18 protein-coding genes are annotated in these 19,294 nt (G+C 31.8%); 8 read left to right on the top strand and 10 right to left on the bottom strand.

The features are described from left to right. Positions 1 to 8 precede the first annotated feature (8 nt). A complete protein-coding gene (gene psbP / locus HA151_RS05900; protein WP_209106556.1) occupies positions 9 to 566 on the bottom strand; it encodes a photosystem II reaction center PsbP in 558 nt (185 codons plus the stop codon). Between the two features lie 103 nt (positions 567 to 669). On the opposite strand from psbP, the gene recR reads away from it, so the two are divergent. Together recR and lipA are read left to right on the top strand one after the other, a co-directional pair. Beyond that, the gene (gene recR, locus HA151_RS05895) at positions 670 to 1,269 is read left to right on the top strand and encodes a recombination mediator RecR (protein WP_025938485.1); all 600 of its coding nucleotides are present in this window, start codon (positions 670 to 672) and stop codon (positions 1,267 to 1,269) included. 3 nt (positions 1,270 to 1,272) lie between these two features. After that, complete coding sequence (lipA, locus tag HA151_RS05890) at positions 1,273 to 2,172, top strand: lipoyl synthase (RefSeq protein WP_209106555.1); 900 nt, start codon at positions 1,273 to 1,275, stop codon at positions 2,170 to 2,172. Here the strand turns inward: lipA and HA151_RS05885 are convergent. The 6 genes from HA151_RS05885 to lysA are packed head-to-tail and all read right to left on the bottom strand — an operon-like array spanning position 2,169 to position 7,742. Next, the gene (locus HA151_RS05885) at positions 2,169 to 2,669 is read right to left on the bottom strand and encodes a hypothetical protein (RefSeq protein ID WP_209106554.1); all 501 of its coding nucleotides are present in this window, start codon (positions 2,667 to 2,669) and stop codon (positions 2,169 to 2,171) included. The two genes, lipA and HA151_RS05885, sit on opposite strands and share 4 nt — an antisense overlap. An 11-nt stretch (positions 2,670 to 2,680) precedes the next feature. Further along, the gene (locus tag HA151_RS05880) at positions 2,681 to 3,613 is read right to left on the bottom strand and encodes a rhodanese-related sulfurtransferase (protein ID WP_209106553.1); all 933 of its coding nucleotides are present in this window, start codon (positions 3,611 to 3,613) and stop codon (positions 2,681 to 2,683) included. Further along, complete coding sequence (gene bioB, locus HA151_RS05875) at positions 3,610 to 4,617, bottom strand: biotin synthase BioB (protein ID WP_209106552.1); 1,008 nt, start codon at positions 4,615 to 4,617, stop codon at positions 3,610 to 3,612. Before bioB ends, HA151_RS05880 begins: the two co-directional genes overlap by 4 nt. After that, complete coding sequence (locus HA151_RS05870) at positions 4,610 to 5,428, bottom strand: isoprenyl transferase (protein ID WP_209106551.1); 819 nt, start codon at positions 5,426 to 5,428, stop codon at positions 4,610 to 4,612. Before HA151_RS05870 ends, bioB begins: the two co-directional genes overlap by 8 nt. Before the next feature lie 3 nt (positions 5,429 to 5,431). Beyond that, positions 5,432 to 6,340, bottom strand: a complete 909-nt coding sequence (gene cdaA, locus HA151_RS05865; RefSeq protein WP_209106587.1) for a diadenylate cyclase CdaA — start codon at positions 6,338 to 6,340, stop codon at positions 5,432 to 5,434. Positions 6,341 to 6,368: 28 nt separating this feature from the next. After that, positions 6,369 to 7,742 (bottom strand): diaminopimelate decarboxylase, encoded by a 1,374-nt coding sequence (gene lysA, locus HA151_RS05860; RefSeq protein ID WP_209106550.1) that lies wholly within the window; start codon positions 7,740 to 7,742, stop codon positions 6,369 to 6,371. Between the two features lie 90 nt (positions 7,743 to 7,832). Here lysA and HA151_RS05855 point away from each other — a divergent pair, with 90 nt between their 5' ends. The 4 genes from HA151_RS05855 to HA151_RS05840 all read left to right on the top strand — a co-directional run bounded on the left by HA151_RS05855 (position 7,833) and on the right by HA151_RS05840 (position 12,991). Further along, complete coding sequence (locus HA151_RS05855) at positions 7,833 to 8,273, top strand: GNAT family N-acetyltransferase (RefSeq protein ID WP_209106549.1); 441 nt, start codon at positions 7,833 to 7,835, stop codon at positions 8,271 to 8,273. Positions 8,274 to 8,451: 178 nt separating this feature from the next. Further along, positions 8,452 to 10,980 carry an ATP-dependent Clp protease ATP-binding subunit gene (locus HA151_RS05850; protein WP_209106548.1) on the top strand — a complete coding sequence of 843 codons (2,529 nt, stop codon included), beginning with the start codon at positions 8,452 to 8,454 and terminating at the stop codon, positions 10,978 to 10,980. 13 nt (positions 10,981 to 10,993) lie between these two features. Beyond that, positions 10,994 to 12,085 carry an iron-containing alcohol dehydrogenase gene (locus HA151_RS05845; protein WP_209106547.1) on the top strand — a complete coding sequence of 364 codons (1,092 nt, stop codon included), beginning with the start codon at positions 10,994 to 10,996 and terminating at the stop codon, positions 12,083 to 12,085. Positions 12,086 to 12,091: 6 nt separating this feature from the next. After that, positions 12,092 to 12,991 carry an alpha/beta fold hydrolase gene (locus HA151_RS05840; RefSeq protein WP_209106546.1) on the top strand — a complete coding sequence of 300 codons (900 nt, stop codon included), beginning with the start codon at positions 12,092 to 12,094 and terminating at the stop codon, positions 12,989 to 12,991. A 12-nt stretch (positions 12,992 to 13,003) separates the two neighbouring features. On the opposite strand, the gene HA151_RS05835 is transcribed toward HA151_RS05840, so the two are convergent. Both HA151_RS05835 and HA151_RS05830 read right to left on the bottom strand, forming a co-directional pair. After that, entirely contained in the window at positions 13,004 to 13,861 is an 858-nt protein-coding gene (locus HA151_RS05835; protein ID WP_209106545.1) for a phosphatidate cytidylyltransferase, read from the bottom strand. A 9-nt stretch (positions 13,862 to 13,870) separates the two neighbouring features. Next, positions 13,871 to 15,268, bottom strand: coding sequence for an aminotransferase class I/II-fold pyridoxal phosphate-dependent enzyme (locus HA151_RS05830; RefSeq protein WP_209106544.1), 1,398 nt, complete (start codon positions 15,266 to 15,268; stop codon positions 13,871 to 13,873). 65 nt (positions 15,269 to 15,333) lie between these two features. Here HA151_RS05830 and HA151_RS05825 point away from each other — a divergent pair, with 65 nt between their 5' ends. Both HA151_RS05825 and HA151_RS05820 read left to right on the top strand, forming a co-directional pair. Continuing rightward, entirely contained in the window at positions 15,334 to 16,992 is a 1,659-nt protein-coding gene (locus HA151_RS05825) for an ABC1 kinase family protein (RefSeq protein ID WP_209106543.1), read from the top strand. A 113-nt stretch (positions 16,993 to 17,105) separates the two neighbouring features. Continuing rightward, entirely contained in the window at positions 17,106 to 17,600 is a 495-nt protein-coding gene (locus tag HA151_RS05820) for a helix-turn-helix domain-containing protein (RefSeq protein ID WP_209106541.1), read from the top strand. Positions 17,601 to 17,614: 14 nt separating this feature from the next. Here HA151_RS05820 and malQ read toward each other — a convergent pair whose 3' ends face one another. Further along, on the bottom strand, positions 17,615 to 19,135 hold the full coding sequence (gene malQ, locus HA151_RS05815; protein ID WP_209106539.1) for a 4-alpha-glucanotransferase: 1,521 nt from the start codon (positions 19,133 to 19,135) through the stop codon (positions 17,615 to 17,617). Positions 19,136 to 19,294: the final 159 nt, after the last annotated feature.

Genomic DNA, 19,294 nt, shown 5'->3' with positions numbered 1-19,294 from the left:
TTTCTAAACTAAATTAAAAAGTTAAATGATTGAATTACATTAATAAACATACCGTCAACTTTATTCCATCTCTCTTCATTTGTCCCTACAGCAAAAGTGTAAAGTGTTCCTCTATCAATTACGACAGTAGCTAATTCGTGCCTCGCTTGTTCATTTAAATTTAATTCATACTCTAAATCATAGAAAATATGATTAGATGACTCCCTTTTATTGGCATTTATAAGTTTTACCTCTCTACCTGAACCTTCGGGAGCAATGACTTTATCAATTAATGTTTGACCTACTTCACTTGGGCTTCCTAATTGCTCTAATTGAACCTCTTTATTTACATCAGAAATAACTAAACTTAAAGTCTCATTACTATTTATTAGATCGTGGTAAATAATTTCAGGTCCTCCATCGACTTTTACTCTAGTCCATCCTGTTGGATACAAAAAGGCATATCTTCCATCTGGACTTTGATAAGCTTCTAATCCCGCATTTAGTCCTCCACTACAAGCACTCAGTGTTAAACACAAAAAAATCAAAAATAAATATTTGAAAGGGTTAAATCTAATATTTTTCATTTTGTTTGAAATTACTAACTAAAAACATAATAAGACATTAAAAGCAAACAATTATGGCAATTCAGAATTTTGCGTCTAAATTATTCCTAGAAATAGTTTGATTTTGATTACTTATACCAAACCGCTTTCAAAATTAATTGGTCATTTTGAGAAATTCCCAGGGATTGGTCCAAGAACAGCGCAACGATTAGCCCTGTTTATTTTAAAACAACCTGAAAGTACAATAAGAGATTTTTCAAAGGCTCTTTTAGAAGCACATAGTAATGTTGGTCGTTGCAAAAAATGTTTCAATTTAACTTCAGAAGATGAATGTGAAATTTGTAAAAATACTGAAAGAAATCAAAAACTAATCTGCGTAGTGGCAGAAACTAAAGATTTGCTTGCATTGGAGCGCGCCAGAGAATTTAAAGGTGTTTACCACGTTATTGGTGGTTTAATATCACCAATGGATTCTGTTGGACCCGAACTCTTAGAAATAAGAAGCTTGGTGGAAAGAGTTAGTAAGTCTGAAATAGATGAGATCATATTGGCATTGACCCCCAGTGTGGAGGGAGATACAACAAGTCTTTATATTGGAAAATTGCTAGCCCCTTTTACTAAAGTTACGAGGATTGCATATGGCCTCCCAATGGGTAGTGAACTTGAATATGTGGATGAAGTTACACTTGCAAGAGCGTTAGAAGGAAGAACAAAACTAAATTAGGCAATGATAGACAATAATCTAATCAATAAAGAAAAAATCTTAAGACTTCCCTCTTGGATTAAATTTCCTATTAGTAAAGCTTCAGAGTTCGAAAAAATACAAACACTAATCAAAAAATCAAATATCCATACTATTTGTGAAGAAGCGAGATGTCCGAATAGAGCAGAATGTTATGCCTCAGGAACAGCCACTTTCTTACTGGGTGGATCGATATGTTCTCGTTCTTGTGCTTTTTGTCAGGTAAATAAAGGTAAACCTAGTTCTATCGATATTGATGAATGTAATAAAGTCGCTGAAGCAGTGAAGGTACTAAATTTGAAATATGTTGTTTTGACATCTGTAGCTAGAGACGATCTCCCTGATCATGGTGCAAATTTATTTATATCTACAATAGATGAGATTAGAAAAATTGATTCAACAATTAAAATAGAGGTTTTAACTCCTGATTTATGGGGTGGGGGCAAAAATTTTGATGAAACTAATAAACTTCAGACTAAGAGATTGAAGATGATTTTAGAAAAAGATCCAATATGCTTTAATCATAATCTTGAAACTGTTGAAAGGCTGCAAAAAGAAGTTAGGAGAGGTGCTAATTATAAAAAATCTCTTAGTTTACTAAAAAAGTCAAAAGATATTGCTCCTCACATTCAAACTAAATCAGGCATTATGTTGGGTCTAGGGGAAACATTGGATGAAATAAAAAATACAATTTATGATCTTAAAAAAATAGATTGTGATCAAATTACAATTGGCCAATATTTAAGGCCCTCATTTAATCATTTGGCAGTTAAGAAATATTGGGATCCTTCAGAGTTTGAATATTTATATCGCTTCTCTAAGGAATTAGGATTCAAGAAAGTATCTTCTGGTCCCTTAGTTCGAAGTAGTTATCATGCGGGTTAACTTTCTTCAATTGAAGAGAGTTTCTTTTCAAGTTTTTTTAATATGGAATTACATTCCCCTTTCATGAGAGTGCCTGCACCTCCCCAAACCAATCTTAATAAAAGATCTACTGGGCTAGAACCAACTTCTTTTACAATTTTGAATCCTATTAACTTGAAATATCTTACAAGTTTTTTACTATATCCTTCACTATCATAAATAGCTAAAAGTCTTGCTTTGTTGCTTGATTTTTTTTCAATTGCCCAAGCCATAGTTGTTGCCCATACTAATTCCGAAACAAAAGCAGGAGCTTTACTAAGGATTCTTAATGTATCAAGCTGTATCCCTTGTTTATTTGAATAAGTCCAACCTTTCATTTCTGCCCAAATCTTAATGATGTTATCTTTCTGTTCTGCAATAACGATTCTGAAGAAACATAACCCGAAAGTTTCTCTAACTTGAATTTTAATTAATAATCCAAATGTACCTGCTATTTTTTCTAATTCTTCAACTTTCATGATTTTGAAAATTAGTCCTTATGGATTCTATGATTTTTTACCGTTAAGCTATCGATTTGTTTTTGTCTTTCTTCAAACCTTTTTCTATCATCATCACTGAATTGATCTATGCAGAAATGACATTGGATACCCTTTCTATATTCTTTTCTTTCTTGATCTTGAATTGAAACTGGCATTCCACATGCATGACAAATCGAGTAGGATCCTTTTTCTAATTCTTGATCTAAAGCAACTCTTTTATCAAAAACATAACATTCACCTTCAAATAAGTTTTTTTCTTTTGGAATATCATCAAGGTATTGAAGGATACCCCCATGTAGGTGGTAAATATTTTTATAACCTTTTTTTTTCAGCAAACTAGTAGCTTTTTCACATCTTATTCCTCCGGTACAAAACATTGCTATATTCGTAGAATCTTTATTTTCTATATAGGTATCTAGATGATTATCTACCCATTTGGGAAATTCGCTAAAATTTTTTGTATTTGGGTTTATAGAGTTCTGAAATGTACCTATGGATACCTCATAATGATTTCTAGTATCAATGACTATTGTATTTTGATTTTTAATTAACTTATTCCAATCAGCGGAGTCAACATAGGTCCCATTATTTTCTAAAGGGTCTATTTCAGGGACACCCATAGTAACTATTTCTTTCTTGATTTTTATTTTTAATTTTTTGAAGACTTTCTTTTTTGAGAAGTTCATTTTAATGTTCAAATTTCTATTATCTGAATATTTATTAAGTAAATTGATAACAATATCAATTACATTTTTTTCAGCACAAATAGTTCCATTAATGCCCTCACTTGCAAAAATTAATAAACCTGAAAGATCGTTTTCGTTTTCGATTTTTAATAATTTATTTTTTAAATCAAGAATTAAGTTTTCTTGAAATGGGAAGAAAGAGTAAAGAGAAACTATTTTATAATTTTTTCCTTTCATAAAGAAGATAAAGTTTTTTCACAAGTTTCAAAATCTTTGTTAAATGATACTCCAACATCTTTAAGAAGCTTTCTGTCTGATTGAAAAGATGGATTTGAAGTTGTTAGTAACTCATCTCCATAAAAAATTGAATTTGCCCCGCATTGAAAACATAAAATTTGGGCTTCTTTTGAAAGCTTTTCTCGCCCTGCACTTAATCTTATTTTACTTTTGGGCATAAGAATTCTTGCTGTAGCTATCATCCTTATCATTTCAATAGAATCAATTTCTTGATTATCTTCTAGCCCAGTACCTTCAATAGCTACTAATGAATTTATAGGAACACTTTCAGGGTGTGGGTTCATGTTTGATAGCACTTCCAAAAGAGATGCTCTATCGCCTTTAGTTTCTCCCAAGCCTATTATCCCTCCACAGCAAACATTTATTCCTGCATTCCTTACTCTTTTGATAGTGTCTAGCCTATCCTGATAAGTTCTTGTTGTAATGATATTTTCGTAATATTCCGGACTTGTATCAAGGTTGTGATTATAAGCGGTTAAACCAGCTTTAGCTAATCTAGATGCTTGTTCTTCAGTAAGCATTCCTGCAGTTACGCATGCTTCCATTCCTAGGTCCCTTACCCCTTTGACCATTTCCAACATTGAATTAAATGATTTTCCGTCTCTGATTTCTCTCCAAGCCCAACCCATGCAGAATCTTTCTGCACCTTCCTTCTTTGCAATTTGAGCTCTCTCTAAAACTTCTTTAACTTCAAATTCTGGATGACTTTTGATCTGGCTAGCACTATATATTGATTGGCTGCAATATGAACAATCTTCTTGGCATCCTCCGGTTTTAACACTATATAGTGATGCCAACTGTACTCTATATGTATTAAATTTTCTATGAATTACCTGTGATTCCCACATTAAATCTATCAAGGGCATATTTAAAATTTCCGAAATTTCTTCTTTTCGCCAATCAAATCTTATTTCGCCGGATATATTGCTATGCGATTTAATCATATTTATTTAGGGGAGAACAGAAAGAATCTTCAAAAGATTTGTTTGGTAATGATTCTATACCGCCGAAACGTCTATGTCTTGATTGGTAATCAATTATTGCTTTAAGAAATTCGTCCTCATTAAAATCAGGCCATAGCACTTCAGAGATGTAAATTTCAGAATAAGCTAATTGCCATAAAAGAAAATTACTAATCCTTTTTTCTCCACTAGTTCTAATCAATAATTCAGGATCTTTAATTCCCTGAGTAAGAAGTTCTGAATTGAATAATTCTTCGTTTACTTCACTTGGCTTTATTTCTCCAGAAATGGATTTAAGTGCTAATTTTTTAGCAACTTTTACAATTTCTTGCCTCCCTCCATAATTTACGCATACATTTAATGTGAAATCACTATTACCTTTAGTAAGATCTTCTGAGCTATTTAGGGTCGTTTTTAAACTCTCTGGGAAAGGAGTTAAGTCTCCTATGAATTTTATTTTTATTGATTCTTGATGAATTTCTTCGATTTCATTTTTCAAAACTTCGTTAAAAAGATTCATTAGGAAATCAACCTCTTTTTTTGGTCTTGACCAATTTTCAGTTGAAAAAGCGTAAACAGTAAGAACTTTGCAACCTAATTTCTTCGATGCTTTAATTATATCTTTTAATACACTAACTCCCTTATTGTGACCAAATGATCGAGGTAACCCTTTTTTAGTGGCCCATCTCCCGTTCCCATCCATAATTATTGCTACATGTTCTGGCACTTTCTGCTTATTTATGAGCTTGCCTAAGTTCTTATTTTTCTTGTCAATTATTTTTCCCAAACTCATTATTTAATCCTTTTTGTTAATGAAGCTTTCGGATTTATTAGATTCTTTCTCATTGATTTCAGTGATTATGTTATCACTTGGGTTCGTCTCTTGGGATAAAGCTGTTTTATTTAGAGATGATTTACTTGTCCCCATAGAGTTTTGATTCCCAATTAAATTTACAAGAAGTTCCTGCAACCTGCTGCTGGTAATAGGTCTTTCAAGTTTTCCCTGATTTGCTAATGATAACGTACCCGTCTCTTCAGAAACAACAATACAAATGCACCTATCAAATCTTTCTGTAATTCCTAATGCGGCTAAATGTCTTGTGCCATATTTACTAATTCCTTGCCTAGAAAGAGGAAGTATTACACCAGCAGATATAATTTTATTACCTTTTACAAGCACTGCTCCGTCGTGTAGTGGTGTATCTGTTGCGAAAAGATTTATTAAAAGGTCAGTTGACAGTTGTGCTTCAATAGTTGTGCCTGAATATAAAAAATCTTCAGGCCTTAAATCACTACCCAAATCGACTACAATTAAAGCACCTCTTCTATTCTGTGAGAGTTTACCTGAGGTATCAACTAACTGAGTGATAGTATTTGATGTTGCTCTAAATTCCTTTGGTGGATTCCCTAACAATACAGCTAGCCTACCAGTACCTAATAATTCCATTAGTCTTCTAAGTTCCCCCTGCCAGAGGATCGCTAAAGATAGAGAGCAAGCAAGAACTACAGCGTCAATTAATTTTGATGTTAGTGGGAGATAAGCATATCTTTGAATAAACCATGCTGATGAAACTAAAAACAAATACCCCCTCAAAAGCCATAGTGTTCTCTGCTCTTTTACTCTAGAAAATAATAAAAGCCCGAAACCAACAGCAAATAAGACATCTAATAAAAATTTAAGATTTATAATACCCCAAAAATTCACATTCAAAACAAAATTAATTTAAATGTACCTAATTTTGTTTAATAAAGCGATCAGGTAGAACATCATATCTTAAAAGATCCAAAGGACTTTCTCTTTTTTGAATAACCTCTGCTTCACCATCAAAAACCAAGAGAGCGGCAGGTCTTGGAATTCTGTTGTAGTTAGAACTCATAGAATTATTGTATGCACCAGTTCCAAAAACACAAATAAGGTCACCTGTTTTGCAATCTGCTAGTTCTATCTCTTTAAACAAAACATCGCCTGATTCGCAGTGCTTTCCAGCAATAGTGTATTTTTTTTTAGAATTAAAATTAAACGGATTACTTACCAAACATGCAGAATAATTTGATTGATATGTTATTGGCCTTGGATTGTCACTCATTCCCCCGTCAACAGATAAATAAGTTGTAATTCCTGGAATTTCTTTAAAAGCACCAATTTTGTAAATTGTTATTCCTGCAGTAGATACAATAGATCTTCCGGGTTCACACATTAATGTAGGTAAATCTATATTTTGTTTTTTACAAGCTTTAACAATCGAAGTGGAAATCGTTTTTACCCATTCATCTATTGAAGGAGGGTCGTCATTTTCTGTATATTTTATGCCTAAACCTCCGCCTACATTTAATTCTTCAATATCATGACCAAACTTTTTAGCTTCTAAAATGACATTTACCATTATCTCGCCGAGATCCTTGTGAGGATCTAGTTCAAAAATTTGGGAACCAATATGTGCATGTATTCCTTTTAATTTAAGATGTTTTATATTACTGATCCTGGCGAATAAATTATTTAAATATTCAATTCCAAAACCAAATTTGCTATCAAATGATCCTGTTCTTATGTATTCATGTGTATGGCATTCTATTCCAGGAGTAAAGCGAATCATTATTTCTAGGTCTTGATCAAATGAATTTGATAGTTCCTCTAATCTTTCTAAGTCATAATCATTATCCACAATCACTTTAATATTATTTTTAACTGCAAATTCTATTTCTTTGTCTGATTTATTATTCCCATGAAAAACAATATGTTTATTTGGGACTCCACCTTTGAGAGCAGTTAATAATTCACCTTCTGAAACCGCATCAAGTCCAAACCCTTCTGAGGCAACAAGATTACTCATGAAGATAGAGCTATTTGCTTTGGAGGCGTATATTGGCAATGATTTTCCTGGGTAATATTTTTCTAATGCTTTTTTGTAGGCTCTACAAGACTTTCTTAAGGTGATTTCATCTAAGATGTAAAGTGGAGAATCATATCTCTTCACTAATTCTTCAATAGAACATCCACCAATTGATAATTTCCCGTCGCTTCCTATAGATGTAGAGATTGGAACGATATTTTTATTAGGACTATTGATGTCAATCTTCTCTTTTAAAAAGGATTTTTTTTCTTCCATGTGAGTATTCTGAGTAGTGTTATGCTTAAACTGCCATTTTTTATAATGACTTAAAATTCAAACTTTTCGATATATTTAATTTATTATAAGATGATATCAATTAGACAAATAAGTGAGAAAGATATTGATTTATGTTATGAATTGGATTCAAATACTATTTCCTTATGGAGTAAAAAGCAATGGGCTAAAGAATTCAAAAAAGAAGGGATAAATGTCTTTGGATTATTAGTTTCAAATTTAATAATAGGATTATGCGTTTTTCATGTCGTTGTTGATGAAGCACAAATAAATTATTTCGTAGTAAATCAGAAATTCAGAAAAAAAGGGTATGGATCTTTACTTATGAATCACATAATTAAAAAGTGTGAAAAATTAAATATCAATAAATTACTTCTGGAAGTTTCGCAGAAAAATGTTATCGCTGAAAAATTTTATTTTCGCTTTAATTTTTTTACTGTGGGAGTTAGGAGAAATTATTATAAGGATGGATCTGATGCTCTTTTAAAAGAAAAAAAATTAATAAGAAAATAACAAAAAAATTAATTGTTCGGATTACCAGAATGCTTTGAATTACTATAATTTATTGCTATATCACTGAAAAAGTTAATTTCAAACATGATAAAAATTACTTTTGGGTATTCACAAAAGCTCATTCTGAACACAAAATTGACATATTACTGGTAGGTTATTAATAGGATTTAATCTTGCAATGTTTGAAAGGTTTACAGAAAAGGCAATAAAAGTCATTATGCTTGCCCAAGAGGAAGCTAGAAGACTTGGTCATAATTTTGTCGGAACAGAGCAAATTTTATTAGGTTTAATTGGTGAAGGAACAGGCGTAGCAGCAAAGGTCCTCAAATCGCTTGGGGTTAATTTAAAAGACTCAAGAATAGAAGTTGAAAAGATAATTGGAAGAGGTTCTGGTTTTGTTGCTGTAGAAATACCTTTTACTCCAAGGGCGAAAAGAGTTCTTGAACTCTCTCTGGAAGAAGCCCGTCAATTAGGACATAATTATATTGGAACAGAACATTTACTTTTAGGTCTAATAAGAGAAGGTGAGGGGGTAGCTGCAAGAGTCCTAGAGAATCTAAGTATTGATCTTACAAAAGTAAGAACTCAAGTTATAAGGATGCTTGGTGAAACTGCTGAAGTAGGTTCAGGAGCTAATTCAAGTAAAAGTAATTTAAAAACAGCTACCCTTGATGAATTTGGAACAAACTTAACAAAACTTGCAAGTGAATCAAAACTTGATCCTGTTGTCGGACGTCATTCAGAAATTGACCGTGTAGTTCAAATATTAGGGAGGAGAACTAAAAATAATCCTGTTCTTATTGGAGAACCTGGTGTAGGTAAAACAGCTATTGCAGAAGGCTTAGCTCAAAGAATACAGTTAGGAAATATACCCGACATACTCGAAGACAAAAGAGTTTTAACCCTTGATATAGGTCTTTTGGTCGCTGGTACAAAATATAGAGGTGAATTTGAGGAAAGATTAAAGAAAATCATGGAAGAAATTAAATCTGCAGGCAACGTAATCCTTGTTATTGACGAAGTCCATACTTTAATTGGCGCTGGCGCTGCTGAGGGGGCTATCGACGCTGCAAATATTTTGAAACCGGCACTAGCAAGAGGAGAACTTCAATGTATCGGTGCAACAACACTCGACGAATATAGAAAACATATTGAAAGAGATGCAGCATTAGAAAGAAGATTCCAACCTGTCATGGTTGGAGAACCATCTATTGAAGATACAATCGAAATCTTAAAAGGTCTTAGAGAGCGTTATGAACAACATCATCGTTTAAAAATTACTGATGATGCTTTAGAAGCCGCAGCACATTTAGGTGATAGATATATATCGGATAGATTTTTACCTGATAAGGCAATTGACCTAATAGATGAGGCTGGAAGTAGGGTTCGTTTAATAAATTCAAAACTCCCACCTGAAGCTAAACAGATTGACAAAGAACTTAGGCAAATTCAAAAACAAAAGGAAGAATCTGTTAGAGATCAAAATTTTGATCAAGCAGGCCAATTAAGAGAAAAAGAAATGGAATTGTCTGCAAAAATTAAGGAGGTACTCGAAAACAAAAAAGACTCCACAGCTGATGACGAATCTAATATTGACACTAACTCAGTTAAAAATGACTCGAAACCAATTCAAAACCCACTTGTTAGCGAAGAGGATGTAGCACATATTGTTGCATCGTGGACCGGTGTTCCAGTTCAAAAATTAACCGAAACGGAATCAGTGAAACTTCTTAATATGGAAGAAACGCTTCACCAAAGGTTGATTGGACAAGATGAAGCTGTTAAGGCTGTTTCTAGAGCTATCAGAAGAGCAAGAGTTGGTCTGAAAAATCCCAATAGGCCAATTGCAAGCTTTATTTTTTCTGGACCTACTGGTGTAGGAAAAACTGAATTAACTAAATCATTAGCTTCATATTTTTTCGGGAGTGAAGAAGCGATGATTAGATTAGATATGTCAGAATTTATGGAAAGACATACAGTCAGTAAACTTATCGGTTCCCCGCCAGGTTATGTTGGTTTTAATGAAGGAGGTCAGCTTACTGAAGCTGTGAGAAGAAGGCCATATACAGTTGTTCTATTTGATGAAGTCGAAAAGGCTCATCCTGATGTTTTTAATTTATTGTTGCAGCTTCTAGAAGATGGTAGATTAACTGATTCCAAAGGCAGGACAGTAGATTTTAAAAATACTCTGCTAATTATGACCTCTAATATTGGTTCTAAAGTTATTGAGAAAGGCGGCGGAGGTTTAGGATTTGAGTTTTCTGGCGACTCTGTTGAAGATAGTCAATACAATAGAATAAGATCTTTAGTTAATGAAGAACTAAAGCAATATTTCAGACCTGAATTCTTAAATAGATTAGATGAAATAATTGTATTCAGGCAACTAACTAAAAACGAAGTTAAAGAAATTGCTGAAATAATGTTGAAAGAAGTTTTTGCTCGATTAAAAGATAAAGGTATCAAATTAAGTGTAACTGATGCTTTTAAAGAAAGACTTGTTGAAGAAGGCTACAATCCTTCTTATGGAGCACGACCCTTGAGAAGAGCAGTTATGAGATTACTAGAGGATAGCTTGGCGGAAGAAGTTCTTTCAGGGAGAATAAAAGATGGAGATAAGGCTATAGTTGATATTGATGATAATAAAAAAGTTACAATTAACATCACTTCTGAAGAATCTCCTCAAGAGTTAGCGAGTGCTAACTTCTAATAATTAATTAAATATGCAGTTAATCTCTCCAGAAACTATATACAGGGGGGATAGCGCTTGGGAAAAAGCTTTACCTCAAATTTCTAAATTAACTAAAATTCCATTAATTTTAGGTAGAAGCAGTCATACCCTTAAACTGAGAAATAAAATTATTAGAGATCTAAAAAATAAAAACCTCAATCCTTGCTCTGCTAATTTATATTTTGATTGTTGTTATGAAGATATTTCAAGAATTAAGAACTTGATTTTAAACAATAATCATGATTCTGTTATCGCAGCTGGAGGTGGCAAAGTTCTTGATACTGGAAAATATATTGCTGATTGTCTTAATATCCCTTGTATTACAGTTCCTCTTAGTGCCTCTACTTGTGCAGGTTGGACTGCTTTATCTAATATTTATACAAAAAATGGTCAATTCATAAAGGATGTTGCATTGAGTTCTTGTCCAAAAATCTTAGTATATGATCATGAATTTATTCAAACAGCTCCATCAAGAACACTTGCGAGTGGCATAGCAGATGCTTTGGCAAAATGGTATGAATCTTCAATAACAAGTTCGACAATAGATGATGGTCTTGTTCAACAAGCTATTCAAATATCAAGAGTTTTAAGAGATCAACTATTAATTAATGGAGAAAAAGCTTTTAAGGGTGAATTCGTAAACAATCCTTCTTGGCGAAATACTGTAGACGCTTGTGGACTTACGGCAGGATTAGTAGGCGGTATTGGAGGAGAAAAGTGTAGGACTGCTGCTGCACATGCTATTCATAATGCAATTACTCAGATAATTACTCCAAACAAATTCTTACATGGTGAAATTGTTGGGGTTGGCTTACTATTACAATTAAGACTAGAAGAAATTAAAAATAATAATAAATTAGCTGATCAATCAACTAAACAATTGTTGTTACTTATGAAACAATTGAATTTGCCAACTACTATTGCACAACTTGGAATAAATGTTTTTGAAGATAATAATTTAGAGAAAATTGCTGATTTTACTTGTCGAGATAAATCTGAGATACACTTTTTGCCTTTTGAGATTCATAAACAGGACATAGTAGAGGTCATTGCAAATTTTGAACAACAAAAAATTAAAATTTAATCATTTTTGACTAAATCCCATTTCGAACAACTTAGTGATTTAAATGTTGATTTTTTTGAGAGTGCCAAAAATTCCCTATTAGACCCTTTAGGCCTCTATTTGGCAAACGATGTGCAATGGATCAAACTCAATGAGAACTGGAACTCTTTGAAATTCCCTGTGGTTATTGGAGGAAAAGGTCAACCTATACTTCTCCTCCATGGCTTTGACAGTAGTTTTTTGGAGTTTAGGAGAATATATCAATCATTAAAAAGAAATTTTCAAGTTATAATTCCTGATTTATTAGGATTTGGTTTTAGCCCTAGGTGTGCAACAAATTCATACAATCCTAATAAGATAATTTCATTTTTAATTGATCTCATTAAGACCTTACAAATAACAAAGAATCTAAAAATTATTGGTGCCTCTATGGGAGGCTCAACAGCTTTAAAACTTTCTTTTGAAATCCCTGATTCTGTTGATAAAATTGTCCTTTTATCTCCCGCAGGATTGTTTGGAGAACCTAAGAGTATACCTTTCCCTTTTAACCAAATAGGGGCCTCATTTTTAGGATTGCAGCAGGTCAGAAAAAGTCTCTGTAGACAAGCATTTGCTTTCCCAGATGAATGTGTTGGTGAAATGGAAGAGCAAATTGCTTCAATTCATTTAGGTTGTAAAGGATGGAGGAATTCACTTGCATCATTTGCAAAAAGTGGAGGGTTCGCTGGAACACACAAATATATTCAAAATATCCCAATCAAAGCAGTATGTGGAGAAAATGATCGCATTCTTGGAAAAAAAGAGATTAAAAATATAAAAAAAATTGATAAATTAAATTTTATAGGGTTGCAAAATTGTGGTCATCTACCTCATGTCGATTTACCATTATTATCTAGTAAAATTATTCAAGATTATTTTTTGGAATAAAAAATTTCATAATTAATTTAGATACTTGAGAATTATAAAAATGTAATACAAAACAGATGGAGTAAAAATGTAGCTATCAATTCTGTCAAGAACGCCTCCATGTCCTGGCAAGAAAGTTCCAGAGTCTTTTATTTTTGCATCTCTCTTCATCATTGATTCAATTAAATCTCCAACTAATGCCATAAGAGAAATGGAAATTCCGTATAAGATTCCAACTAATAATGGATTTTCCCAATTAAGTAAAAATGCGAAAAATATTGCTAATAAAATTGAACAGGATATTCCCCCAATTAAACCTTCTATGGTTTTGCTCGGAGATATTGGAGAAAGAGATGTTTTGCCAAATGACTTTCCAATAAAATAAGAACCAATATCACTAGCTACAATTAAAAAACAAGAAGTTAAAGTTAAATGCATACCGGTAGTATTTGATAAGTTTTCAAACGAAATAAAACTTTGATTAGAATTTATTATTACTGAATCTAATCCCCTTAACTTAATCCAATAACTAGGCAAAAAACCTAAATAGAATAAACCAAAAATAGAGGCAGCAATATCTGAAATTGTTCCAGGTTTTGGTTGTAAAAGTAACCAAGTGCATATTCCAACTGAACAGATAGGTAAAATTGAATTTGAAATTTCCCCTTCAATCAAGCCAATAGTCTCAAGATAAGTAGAAATGATAATAACGAAAGATGAAAATAATGTGGTTTTAGTAGCTGGTTTTATTCCTTTAAATTCAGCCATCCTAAAAAATTCTAATAATGCTAAATAAGTAAGTAAGGCTGTTGCCAACGTAAAAAACCATCCCCCTAACAAAACAACAATTAAACCAAATATTCCTATAAGTAACCCGCTTCTCAATCTCATATCAAATTTCTATGTTTTTATGACTCTTATATTAAAATTTAACAGATCTTTGTTGCATAAACTTTGATTATTTATCCAATTAAATCTATGGATATCAATTTTTTCTCCAGGAACTACTAGAGGTATCCCAGGAGGATAAGGGCAAATAATATCTCCAGATATTTTATTTAATGATTGCGAAAAAGGAATACTGAGAGTCTCACTTCTCCAAGCAACGCCAATTTCAATTTCAGGTGCTTCAACTAAATTAAAGGGTGGTTGTAGTACTTTAAGAGTGTCTGATTTTTTTGAATTTAATAGTAATTTATTCCACAACTTTACAAATAAATTAAGAAAATCTTTTTGATTCGCAAACCCTAAGCAAAAAGTTAGAGTCATCATTTCTGGCAATTCAGCAATAAGACCATTTTTATAAAAAAATTTATCAGCAGTAAAACCATCAATTCCAACCTTAGAGGTGTTCAATACTATTTTTAATGGGTCTTGAGTTTCTATGAGAGGAATATTCTTTTGGATTAATTTTTTGAAGATACTTTTTGCCTCTAAAATTCTTTTTTGATATTTTGATAAACTTTTTTTATTAAGCCAGTCTTTAATAGATTCTTCACAAGAAGAAAGTAATAAGGAACTTGGACTTGTAGTTTGCAATAAATTGATACTCTTGATTAATTTTTGCTCATTTACTAGATTCCCTTTGTACCAGAGTGCAGCCGTTTGAGTCAAACCATTTAAGGACTTATGTAATGAGTGAACGACTAAATCAGCATTTGATATTAAAGCGGATTTTGGTAGGTTAGGGCTTTCACAAAAAAGGAAATAAGAACCATGGGCTTCATCAACCAAAACAGGTAAATTTTTTTTATGACAAAGATCTATTAAAGGCCCTAAATCTCCCGCGTAACCATGATAAGAGGGACTTACAAGAATTACACCTACAATTTTTTTCTCATATAGATTTATTTTTTTAAAAACATTTTTCATCCAGTTTTTTGTGATTGGTTTGTAATGACCATTTTCTGATGAAAAATCTAGGTCAAAGAATATTGGTTGTATATTCTGCATCGCACAGATTTTTATAACACTTATATGGACATTTCTAGGCATCAGGATAGTTTCTCCTGGATTTGCCATAGCCATTACAGCTGATTGTATTAATCCAGAGGCTCCATTGACTCCAAAAAAACAACCTTTGGCCCCAAATCTCTCGGAAAATTCTCTTTGAGTTTTTGCAATTAATCCGCTTTGGGATAAAGGTGAGCCTATCTCCGGGAGTTCCGGTAAGTCCCAATAACCAGGTTGTTTTTTTAATAATTTCACTAATTTCTTGGGTAAAGCTGCCCCTCTGTTATGAGAGGGAAAGAAAAGTGACTTTAAAAACTTTTTAGTTAGAAATGAAGAAATGCTCATAAAGTATTATTTACATATATAGAATGATTTAGTTAAGGATCCTTCTTCAATATTTTTTAACTTTAATGACAAGGTCTTATTCTCAATACTCAGCAAAAGGTGACTTAATATGGTTGATTTTAAGACCATGGATTTTTATCCCAAGAGTTTTATATATCTTATTAACTTTTATTTTTCTTTTTTTAAGAATACTTTTTCAAGGTAACAGTAAAAATAAAAATGTACAAAAAAATCTCTCAAAATATCTTTTTGACGTAATAACAGATTTAGGACCTTGTTTTATAAAATTGGGTCAAGCACTTTCAACTAGACCGGATCTTGTTAGACAAGACTGGCTGACAGAACTTACTAATTTACAGGATAATCTCCCCGCATTTGATCACAAAATTGCGTTAAAAATTATAGAAGAGGAACTTGGATCGCCACCTAATGAATTATTTGATGATTTCCCTGAGAGACCTATTGCCTCAGCAAGCTTAGGTCAGGTTTACAAAACAAAAACAAAAAACAATACCTATGTAGCCGTAAAAGTACAAAGGCCAAATTTGTACTTTCTCATAAGAAGAGATGTTGTGATATTGAGGTTTTTAGCAACTTTTTTGTCACCATTTCTACCACTAAATATTGGTGTTGGAATTGGAGAGATAATTGATGAATTCGGCAAGGCGCTTTTTGATGAAATTGACTATGAAAAAGAAGGTGAAAATGCTTTAAAGTTTGCAAATTTATTCAAAAATAACCCATATGTTTTTATACCTAAATTGGAAAAACAGTTTTCATCAAAGAGAATTATCACGACCTCTTGGATTGATGGAGTCAAGTTAAAAGATAGTGCTCTATTGGAGGAAAATAACTTAATACCTTCCTCTTTTGTGAAAACTTGTGTTATCAGTGGTCTTCAGCAACTATTTGAATATGGATATTTTCATGCTGACCCACACCCTGGGAATATGTTTGCACTTAAAGGTGGAAATGCAAATTATGGAAATTTAGCCTATGTAGATTTTGGAATGATGGATACAATTACAAATTCAGATAGACTCACACTCATTAAGGCTATTGTTCACATAATAAATGAAGAATATTATCTTCTCGCAAAAGATTTTCAAAAATTAGGTTTTTTAACTAAAGAACAAGATCTTCAAAAACTTGTTGAACCATTAAAAGAAGTTTTAGGTGGATCTTTTGGCGCTGAAGTCGGAAATTTTAATCTTAAAAATGTAACTGATAAATTCTCAAAACTAATGTATTCATATCCATTTAGAGTGCCTAGTAGGTTTGCATTAATAATAAGAGCAGTTGTTAGTCAAGAGGGTTTAGCACTAAGACTAGATCCTGAATTTAAAATTTTAAAAATCGCATATCCTTATATAGCTAAAAAATTACTTACAGATAATTCTGAGGAGATTTTAGAAATTCTTTTGGAAGTCGTTTTTGATAAAAAAGGTAGAATTCAAATAGAAAAAGTAGAAAGTTTATTAAATATCTTATTTAAAGATTCTGAAAATATTAATTCAGACCTTATACCGGTTGCGAATGCCGGATTAAAGCTAATTGTCAGTAATAAAGGATCTGAAGTTCGGAAGAATCTTCTTTTAAGCCTTATAAAAGATGATAAATTAGAATTAACTGATGCAAAAAAACTTTTAAGTTTAATTAGAGATACATTTAGTCCTTTGAATATTGCAAAAAGTGCAGTTCAAAATATTATTTCTCCAGCTTAGTTTTTATTTTTACTTCTAATAATTTTACTTATAAATCTAAAATGATTAAAATTTATATAGTAATTACTTTTGAAATTGAGTAATCAAATAATTAATGAAATTGGAGTTATGGAATGAATATTTTTAAAATTCTTTTTTCATTTAAAAAAAAATCAGTAATTAATAATGAAGTAAATCATGCATTAGTTGACCAGTATGGAGAAATCGCAAGATTAGTAAAAGAAACTAGAATTCAAAAAAATATATCAATTCAAGAACTGTCATGTATTTCAAAAATTCCTGAACAGACGATAATTTCTATTGAAAATAATTATAAAAATACTAGACCAAAGTATCCATTTATAAGATCAATATTATTTAAATTAGAGGATTGCTTAGGATTAAAAAAAAATACATTAGAAAAATTAGCAACTAGAGAAGTAGAAACTTCTAAGAAAGAAAATAATAATTTTATTATCAACAAATTCGATCTAATAAATACTTGGCAGGGAACCCTTTTGTATTTTTTTATATTAATTCTTACTGTGTTTATATTGAAGAGATATTTTATTTTGAACGTAAATGTAATAGAGATTCAAAATATTGAAAACAAAATCATTGAAAAATAAAATTTAAAAAGTCCCTATTTTGTAGTTCTCCCAGAACTATTTCCTAGATCACTAAATTTCCTAAGATTGTCTTCTATTTCTCCTAAGGGCCGATTTAACTTCCATTTCCAGTTGTTTTTTGTAGTGCCAGGTATATTTAATCTACTTGAATCATCTAAAGATAATATATCTTGTATTGGTGCGATAAAGAGATTAGCATTTGTATTCATGCCTATTTCTATTAAACTCCATGAAGGATCTTCTGAGAATTTATACTCATCTTTTATTCGTTTTTTGGAGTTTTTCTCTAGACATTCCCACCATGAAATGGAAGTTGCGTTGTCATGAGTACCTGTATAAATAACCCAATTTTCTCCTTCAATATTCTTGGGTAAATATGGGTTATCTTCGTTCCCATCAAAAGCGAATTGTAATATTTTCATGCCAGGTAGTTCAAAATATTTTCTTAATTTTTCAACATCAGGTGTTATTACTCCAAGATCCTCAGCAATAATTGGTAGACAGTCAGTACCTAAATCATTTTTAAGTTTATTTAATAATGTTCTCCCTGGAGAATTTATCCATTTGCCATTAATTGCTGTTTTAGAATTGCCATTAACTCTCCAGTAACCTGCCAGACCCCTGAAATGATCTAATCTCAACAAGTCAACAAGTTCAAATTGCCTTTTAAATCTTTTTCTCCACCAATCGAAATTAGACCTTTTGTGTTTTGACCAAAAGTAAGTTGGGGTTCCCCATAATTGTCCTGTCGATGAAAAATAATCAGGTGGCACTCCGCTTTGAAAGATCAAATCTCCATTTTTAAAAATTGAGAATAAGGATTTATTACTCCATACGTCGACACTGTCCCTGGAAACATAAAAGGGCAAATCTCCAATCAACTTAACATTATATAATTTTGCAAAGTTTTTAATTTCTTTCCATTGTGAATCTAAATGCCACTGTATTAACTTTTTGATAAGTATTTTTTCACTTTTTCCCTTAATCCATGATTTTATAAAATTCTTATTTTTTATTTTAAATTCTTTAGGCCATTGCCACCAAGGTAACATATTAAATTCTTCTCTTATAACAACAAATGTTGCATAATCTTCAACCCAAGAATTTCTACTAATCCATTTATGAAAATTGAGTTTTCTTTCTACTGATTGGGAGCTCCAACCTTGTAAAAGTAGGTAGCCTAATTTTTTTGTTAAATTATCCGCATTATTAAAATTAAAATGATTATCTTTCTGACTTGAGAATCCTAATTCTTCTTTATTAGAAATGAAGATAAAACCATTATCAATTAAATAATCTATGTCAAGAAACCATGGGTTTAGTGCAAAACTAGATGGTGAACTATATGGGGACCCTGTAGAATCAGTTGGAGTAAGAGGTAAAAATTGCCAGTATTCGATTCCATGCTTATGAAGCTTTTTAATCCACTCCTTTGCACCTCTTCCAAAAGTTCCACATACTTTTCCTCCGGGGATACATGATGGATGCATGAGTATTCCTAATGATTTTTTTGTAAGTACTGTTTGAATAGGCATTTTTAATTATATTTTGATTCTTTAAAATTAATATCAATTATCTAAATTAAACCTTAAACAAATTTTTATTAAATGACAAATCTCCATTCTGAGTAATTTTCTAATAAACAAGAGGTGAATTCTAATTTTTAATAAACTTTTTTTGCAATTTTGCTAGAA

This window comes from Prochlorococcus marinus XMU1419 (assembly GCF_017695955.1).
GTDB classification, from domain to species: Bacteria; Cyanobacteriota; Cyanobacteriia; order PCC-6307; family Cyanobiaceae; genus Prochlorococcus_A; species Prochlorococcus_A marinus_AD.
This window is presented reverse-complemented; position numbering and strand designations above follow the sequence as displayed.